Annotated in this window: 7 protein-coding genes and 1 pseudogene; 4 read left to right on the top strand and 4 right to left on the bottom strand. The window is 71.8% G+C overall.

The window, feature by feature from the left end:
• A pseudogene (locus VN520_RS12075) lies at window positions 1-221 on the bottom strand (hypothetical protein); the annotation flags it as partial.
• A 213-nt stretch (window positions 222-434) separates the two neighbouring features.
• On the opposite strand from VN520_RS12075, the gene VN520_RS12070 reads away from it, so the two are divergent.
• Both VN520_RS12070 and VN520_RS12065 read left to right on the top strand, forming a co-directional pair.
• Window positions 435-710 (top strand): hypothetical protein, encoded by a 276-nt coding sequence (locus VN520_RS12070; protein ID WP_325746880.1) that lies wholly within the window; start codon window positions 435-437, stop codon window positions 708-710.
• A complete protein-coding gene (locus VN520_RS12065; RefSeq protein WP_325746882.1) occupies window positions 710-1105 on the top strand; it encodes a PIN domain-containing protein in 396 nt (131 codons plus the stop codon). Before VN520_RS12070 ends, VN520_RS12065 begins: the two co-directional genes overlap by 1 nt.
• Before the next feature lie 117 nt (window positions 1106-1222).
• Here VN520_RS12065 and VN520_RS12060 read toward each other — a convergent pair whose 3' ends face one another.
• The 3 genes from VN520_RS12060 to VN520_RS12050 all read right to left on the bottom strand — a co-directional run bounded on the left by VN520_RS12060 (window position 1223) and on the right by VN520_RS12050 (window position 5125).
• Window positions 1223-1378, bottom strand: a complete 156-nt coding sequence (locus VN520_RS12060) for a hypothetical protein (RefSeq protein ID WP_325746879.1) — start codon at window positions 1376-1378, stop codon at window positions 1223-1225.
• Between the two features lie 234 nt (window positions 1379-1612).
• Complete coding sequence (locus tag VN520_RS12055; RefSeq protein ID WP_325746881.1) at window positions 1613-4570, bottom strand: AfsR/SARP family transcriptional regulator; 2958 nt, start codon at window positions 4568-4570, stop codon at window positions 1613-1615.
• 351 nt (window positions 4571-4921) lie between these two features.
• Window positions 4922-5125: a cold-shock protein gene (locus VN520_RS12050; protein ID WP_003967102.1), complete on the bottom strand. Its 204-nt coding sequence runs from the start codon at window positions 5123-5125 to the stop codon at window positions 4922-4924.
• A gap of 307 nt (window positions 5126-5432) precedes the next feature.
• Here VN520_RS12050 and VN520_RS12045 point away from each other — a divergent pair, with 307 nt between their 5' ends.
• The gene (locus tag VN520_RS12045) at window positions 5433-6311 is read left to right on the top strand and encodes a menaquinone biosynthesis protein (protein WP_325746878.1); all 879 of its coding nucleotides are present in this window, start codon (window positions 5433-5435) and stop codon (window positions 6309-6311) included.
• Window positions 6312-6684: 373 nt separating this feature from the next.
• Window positions 6685-7530, top strand: an 846-nt coding sequence (locus VN520_RS12040; protein WP_325746877.1) for a serine/threonine-protein kinase, incomplete at its 3' end; no start/stop codon positions are given.

Genomic DNA, 7530 nt, shown 5'->3' with positions numbered 1-7530 from the left:
GAGCGGAGCACGATGCCCACGAGGGTCACCAGCGCGGCGAACAGGAAGGGCAGCAGGACCGACCCCAGCACGGAGGACGGGACGCCGCTGATGCCGTCGAACAGGTCCTGGACGCGGTAGTCCCGGCCGGAACGGCCGTCGAACCAGCTGTGGAAGGGGCTCTGCACGGCCGCCGCCGCTCCCACGAGTGCGACGACGGAGCCGAGGACATTGCGGATCATCGACAGCCTCCCGGGCCATGGCGCACGGCTGTGCGCACCGCTCCCCGCGCTCGACGCTACGCCCGGCCGATCCCCCCTGCCATCGGAGACGACGACGAAATCATGACAGGGGCATGACGGGTTCATGGGCAGCTCACGCTCGGTCTCCCGCGTGAAGCGCTGCCAGGTCACGGCGGAACCGCGCTGCTGAGCCTGTTGGGTATGATGCCCGGTATGGCAACCAAGAAATACACGGTCACGCTGCCCGAGGAACTCGCGGAGGAGATCCGTAGCGAGGTGGGGCCCGGTGCGTTCAGCGCGTATGTCACGCATGCCATAGAGCGTCAGCGGGAGCATGACCGGCTGGGGGAGCTCGTGGCGTGGATGCAGGAGAAGGACGGACCGCTCACCGAGGAGGAGCAGGCGGCTGCTTCGGCGGAACTCCGCGAGATCGAGCGGTGGTTCGAGGAGCGAGAGTCCGGGGCGCCCGGAGGGACGGCCGCCGCATGATGCCTGAACTGTGCTTCGTACTGGGCTGCGAGGCCCTGTCGCGGGCCGTGACCCGCGAGCGCGCCATGACGGGGATTCTCTCCAAGGCCCATCAGGCGGGAACGCGCGTGGTGACCAGCTCCATGACCCTCATCGAGGCGTACCACGGCAGGATCCGGCGCGCCGAGTGGAACTGGGCCATGTCCCGCATCGTCGTGGAGCCGGTGACCAAGGACGTGGCGGACGAGGCGATCGCCCTGCTGAGCGGGACCGGCCTGCACGGCCACAAGTACGCCACCGACGCGGCGCTCGCGGTCATCGCGGGGCGGCAGCGGGGCCGGGTCGCGGTCCTCACCCCGGACGAGGACGACATGCGGAAGCTGTGCCGGCCGGAGGTGCTGGTCAGGGCGTTGTGACCGGGAGGTGACCGCGCCCGCGGGACCGCGGACATGCAGCGGCCGCGACGGCTTCCCCTCCGCGCCGCCGCGGCCGCTCCCCCGTCCCCCGTCCCCGCTCCCCCGCGGAGTGAAGGTCTACTTGAGCGGTTCGGACGTGGCGTGCTGGTCGAGAGTCGTGATCTCTTCACCCGTCGCGTGCTGGTCCTGCGTGGTGATCGGCATCTCCGGCTCACCGGTGGCGTGCTGGTCGGCCGGCTTGAAGATCGGGTTCTGCTTGCTGGCGTCGGCCATGATGGTCAACTCCCTCTCTGCACTGCACGATGGGTTTGCGAGGCCCGTCCGGCTGTTCCCCCGTGGACTGCCGGACGGGCCTCTCGGGGCCGCTCACCTTAGTGGCACGGCCGCTGTCGCCCCCGTCTGCCCCCCGACGCGACGGATCGACAGGCATGAGCATGCAGGGGGGCGATAAACGAACGATGAACGCCCTGTTTTTCGGGCGGCTCCCCGGCGGCTCCCCGGCGGTTCTCAGGCGGCGGCCGCGGGCGAGAGCAAGGACCGGACCTCTTCCGCTTCCGGGGAGGCGAGTTCCTCGTAGATCGTGAGCGCCTCCGACCAGCAGACCTGGGCACGACCGGTCTGCCCGATTCCGGAGAGCGCCCGGCCCAGGACGGTCAGCACGTTTCCCCGGCGCCATTCGCCACCGATGCCCCGCAGGACCGTGAGTGCCAGCTCGGCGAACTGGGCGGCCTGGGCAGGATGCCCCGAAACGAGGTCGACCTCGGCGAGCCGGAACAAGGACATGCCCTCCCACAGCCGCTGCCGGCTGTCGCGGAAGATCGCGAGGGCTTCGTTGAGCTGTTCCGCCGCCGCTGCCGGCTTTCCGCTCTGGGTGAGCGCCATGCCCAGGGCGTAACGGCCGTTGGCGCCGCGCAGCGCGTGACCGAGGGAGTCGTAGATCTCTATGCCCGCCGTCGCCAGGTCGATGGCGCTGTCCGTCCGCCCCGTCGCGAGGTGGATGCGCGAGAGATTGCACAAGGCGCTGGCTTCACCGGGGCGGTTCCCGTCACTCCGGAACGCCTCGATCGCCTGGTTCAGGAACGTCTCACCGTCCGCGTGACGGTTCTGGTACAGCGCGATGATGCCCCGGGCGTTGGACGCCCAGCAGGCCGGCAGCGGGTCATCGACGGTGCCCGCGAGCCGCAGGGCTTCCTGGGCCTCACGGTCCGCGTGGTCGAACCGGCCGGCCAACTGGTGCACGTTGGCCAGTGACATGACGGCACGGCCCTCCGCCCGTGGGTCACCGCAGGCCCTGACGGCCTCCCTGACGGCCACGGCCACCGCCTCGTACTGCTTCGAGTTGGCACCCGACTCGCCCAGGTCGAGTGCGGCGTAGAGGAGGTCGACCGCGCGGGCCAGGGTGGCCGGGTGAACCGACTGGCGCACGCACGCGAGCAGGTTGGTCGCCTCGGTGTACAGCCAGTCCAGGGCGGAGTGCCGGCTCCCGAACGACAGGCCCGGGTACTCCGTGGGTTCGAGGTGGTCCACCAGCCGGTCCCCCGGCCGCTCCAGCGCGTAGACCCCCGCCGCCGTCGCCAGGTAGAAGTCCAGCAGCCGCGACAGGGCCAGCTCCCGTCCCACCGGCGGCTGTTCGTCGCGTTCGGCGCATGCACGCGCGTAGAGGCGCACCAGGTCGTGGTAGCGGTAGCGGCCCGGGGCCGCCGACTCCAGGAGGCTGGTGTCGACCAGGGACTCCAGGAGGTCCTCCGCCGTGTGCAGGTCCAGGTTCAGCAGGGCGGCTGCCGCCGCGAGGGAGATGTCCGGGCCGTCCGCCAGGCCCAGGAGGCGGAAGGCGCGGGCCTGGGCCGGCTCCAGCTGGCCGTAGCCGAGCTCGAAGGTGGCCTTCACGGCGAGGTCGCCGGCCTGGAGCTCGTCGAGGCGGCGGCGTTCGTCCGCCAGCTTCGCGGCCAGCACCGACACCGTCCAGGTGCGGCGGGCGGCCAGCCGGGAGGCGGCGATACGGATGGCCAGCGGCAGGAAGCCGCACGCGGCCACCACGTCCAGGGCCGCCTCGCGCTCCGAGCGGACGCGTTCACCGCCGACGATGCGGGTGAAGAGCTGGAGCGCCTCCTCGGGCGACATCACGTCCAGGTCCACGAGGTGCGCGCCGGCCAGGTCGACCATGCGGACGCGGCTGGTGACCAGCGCCGCACAGCCTTCCGTGCCGGGGAGCAGGGGCCGGATCTGGGCCGCGTCATGGGCGTTGTCCAGCACGATCAGGATGCGGCGGCCGTCGAGGGTGGAGCGATAGAGGGCCGCCCGCTCGTCCAGAGAGTCCGGGATCGCGGAGTCCGCGGTGCCCAGGGCGCGCAGGAACGCGCCGAGGACGGTCTCGGGTTCGGCGGCCCTGGCACCCGCACCCTGGAGGTCGATGTACAGCTGCCCGTCCGGGAAGTGCCGGCGCGCCTGATGGGCGACGTGCACGGCGAGGGTCGTCTTGCCCACGCCGCCGATGCCGGCGAGCGCGGAGACGGCCATGACCGAGCCCTCCGGGGCCACGAGCCGGTCACCCAGCTCGCGTACGAACGCCGCGCGGCCCGTGAAGTCCGGGACGGTGGCCGGGAGCTGCGCCGGGCGGGCCGGGACGGAGACGGGCGCCGGCTCGTCGACCGGGCGGGCCAGCTCCTCGTCGGCCCGGAGGATCCGCTGCTGGAGCTGGGCGAGTTCGGGACGCGGATCGACGCCCAGTTCCTCGGCGAGCAGGCGGCGGGTGTCGGCGTACACCGCGAGGGCCTCGGCCTGCCGGCCGCTGCGGTAGAGGGCGACCATCAGCAGCTCGCGCAGCCGCTCGCGCAGGGGGTGCGCCGCGGTGAGCGCGGTCAGTTCGGAGACCGCCTCCGCGTGGCAGCCGAGCTCCAGGTCCAGGTCCAGGCGGGTCTCGGTGAGCTGGAGGCGCCATTCCTCCAGGCTGGTGCGCTGGTTCTCCGCGTACGGGCCGGGGAGGGAGGCCAGCGCCTCGCCGTCCCACAGGCCGAGCAGCTTGTTGATCAGGGTGCGGGCCTGGGGGCGGTCGCCGCTCCCGCGCGCCTTGTCCGCCTCGGCGGCGAGGTCCTGGGCGAGCGTCAGGTCGAGGGTCTCGCGAGGGATGCGGACGGCGTAGCCTCCGGACTCGCTGACCAGGGTGTCCTGGCCGAGGATCTTGCGGAGCCGGGACGCGTACGTGCGTACCGTGGCCAGCGCCTGGGAGGGCGGGTCGTCGCCCCAGAGGGCGTCGATGAGCTCGGCGGCGGTCGCCGTGCGGCCGTCGCGCAGGAGCAGCGCGGCCAGCAGGGCCCGCTGCTGCGGGGAGCCGGCCGGCAGACCCTCGCTGCCGCGCCAGGCGCGTACGGGGCCGAGCACGGTGAAGCGCAGTTCGGTGCCGGCCGCCCGTTCCCGCGGAGCGCGTTGCTCCGGAACGCGCACGCCGGGTCCGTTGTCGCGGTCCATGATGCCCCCTGTCCTGCTCGCCCCGCCGGTGCCGCTGATCCCGCCTGCCCGTACCGCTGGTATCGCGCTCAACAGTCTGCCTTGTGACGGGCGGACTCGTCAGCATCGGGCGACGGCTCTGCACAGGCCCTCGACAATGGCTGGGAGCGAAGGGGCGTGCAAGGCGTACGGCGAAGCGTGTGCCGGGCGTACGGCGATGTGGCGGACGGGACGCCAGAGGCGTGACCGGCGGGGCCGCCGGGGCGGAGGGCGGGGCCGCGAAAAAGGCAGGAGCCCCGTTCCTCCGCCGGAGCGGGGGAGCGGGACTCCTTGGGTACTGCTCACTCGGCCGCGATCGGCCGACCCGGGCAACTAGGCCGGGGTGACGTTCTCAGCCTGCGGACCCTTGGGGCCCTGAGTGACGTCGAAGTTCACGACCTGGTTCTCCTCGAGGGAGCGGAACCCGGACGCGTTGATCGCGGAGTAGTGGACGAAGACATCCGGGCCGCCGCCGTCCTGGGCGATGAAGCCGAAGCCCTTTTCAGCGTTGAACCACTTGACGGTTCCGGTAGCCATAAGCCCTCCTTGGGCCAAAGGGTTGCCCTGCTCCAGAACCTGCAAACAAGTCTGAAAACTACAAAAGCCTGCGGGTTACATGCTCCGCAGGCTCTGTACTGCAAGGGAAACCAAACTGCAACTTGCGGCGAGCCTAGCACGCACTCCACGGGAAGCGGTAGAGGGAAAGATCACTTCACTCGGATGTTTGATCGGGCTCCCGGAGAGCTGATGGACAAGGCCCCCGCGGAGCGGCCCGGCCGTCCCGGCGGGCCCGGCCCGCAGCCCCGCTGGTGCCGCCCGGCGGGGGCGGGTCTAGCCTCACGATGTGGACAATTCAACCGTCTCTCCCGTAGAAGGCGACGACCGTCGCAGCAGGCCGCGCGTCGGCCACATCCAGTTCCTGAACTGCCTCCCCCTCTACTGGGGCCTGGCACGGACCGGAACCCTGCTCGACCTGGAGCTCTCGAAGGACACCCCGGAAAGGCTCAGCGAGCAGCTGATCAGGGGGGACCTGGACATCGGTCCCGTCACCCTGGTCGAGTTCCTCCGCAACGCCGACGAACTGGTCGCCCTCCCCGACATCGCCGTCGGCTGCGACGGCCCCGTCATGTCGTGCGTGATCGTGTCCCAGCTCCCCCTGGAGCAGCTGGACGGGGCCCGGGTGGCCCTCGGCTCGACCTCGCGCACCTCCGTACGGCTGGCCCAGCTGCTGCTGGCCGAGCGCTACGGCGTCGCCCCCGACTACTACACCTGCCCGCCGGACCTCGGCCTGATGATGCAGGAGGCCGACGCGGCCGTCCTCATCGGCGACGCCGCGCTGCGCGCGAACCTGCACGACGCGCCCCGGCTCGGGCTCCAGGTCCACGACCTGGGCCGGATGTGGAAGGAGTGGACGGGCCTCCCGTTCGTCTTCGCGGTCTGGGCGGCACGCAAGGACTACCTGGCCTCGCACCCCTCCTACGTGGAGAAGGTGCACGAGGCGTTCCTGGCCTCCCGCGACGTCTCGCTGGAGGAGGTCGCCAAGGTGGCCGAGCAGGCGGCCCGCTGGGAGGCCTTCGACGCCGAGGTGCTGGAGCGCTACTTCACCACCCTGGACTTCCGCTTCGGCCCGGACCAGCTGGCGGGCGTGCACGAGTTCGCCCGGCGCACCGGCCCGACGACCGGCTTCCCGGCGGACGTGAAGGTCGAACTGCTCGGCGGCTGACCTCGCCGGCGTACGGGAATGGGCGGGGAAAGGTGAATCCTGTACTTTCTCGGGTCCTCCGTGCCCGGCCGTCCATTCCCCCTGCGGGTGGCTCCGGCATTCCCTTCCCGTGAAAGGGCGCGAATGCCCGGAGCTCCGCCGACGGGCCCTCTTCCGTGAACACGCGGCGAATAGCGGAGGTCCGCCGGGACACCTTCCGGTTTCCCCCGGTGGACCCCTCCGGCACGGCGAACGACGTATTCGCGCCTTTCCGGGTGGCGAAATCTCTCCTTCATGCCCATAGGGGTGAAATCGGGGAAGGAGTCCGTGTGACCGTGCGTCCTGGGCCCCTTAGGCTGCCGTCCGAGTCCCGGGGACCACAGGGGGAGACCGCATGCAGCCGCTGGAAGCCGGCGAACCGCACATCATCGGCGCCTACCGGCTGCTCGGCAGGCTCGGTGCCGGCGGGATGGGCCGCGTGTACCTGGGCCGCAGCGCGGGCGGACGTACGGTCGCGGTCAAGGTGGTGCACCCCCACTTCGCCCTCGACGAGCAGTTCCGCGCGAGGTTCCGGCGTGAGGTGGACGCGGCGCGGAGCCTCGGCGCGCAGTGGACGGCCCCGGTCCTGGACGCCGACCCCGACGCGGCCGTGCCGTGGGTGGCGACCGGTTACGTGGCCGGGCCCTCGCTCTCCGACGCGGTCACCCGCCACGGCCCGCTGCCCGAGTACGCGGTGCGGACCCTGGGGGCCGGGCTCGGCGAGGCCCTCGACGCCGTACACGCGCAGCGCCTCATCCACCGGGACGTGAAGCCGTCCAACGTCCTGCTCGCCCTCGACGGCCCCCGGCTGATCGACTTCGGCATCGCCCGGGCCCTCGGCGCCACCGTCTCCCTCACCTCCACCGGCGTCTCCGTCGGCTCCCCCGGCTACATGGCACCGGAACAGATCCGTGGCCTGGACATCTCCGGCGCGGCCGACGTCTTCTCGCTCGGCGCGGTCCTCGCCTACGCGGCGACCGGCACCGCGCCCTTCCCCGGCGACTCCTCCGCCGTCCTCCTCTACAAGGTGGTGCACGAGGAGCCCGAACTCGGGGACCTGGAGGGCGAGCTGCGGGAGCTGGTGGCCACCTGCCTCGCCAAGGACCCCGCCGCCCGGCCCGCCCCCGCCGAACTCGCCCGCAGACTCGCACCGGGCGGCGCCGCCTCGCTGGTGGCACCCGGCTGGCTGCCGGGCCCGCTG

The sequence above is a fragment of the Streptomyces sp. genome, assembly GCF_035563135.1.
Lineage (GTDB): Bacteria > Actinomycetota > Actinomycetes > Streptomycetales > Streptomycetaceae > Streptomyces.
Note: the sequence above shows the minus strand (reverse complement) of the source record. Positions and strands in the feature narration are given on the sequence as shown.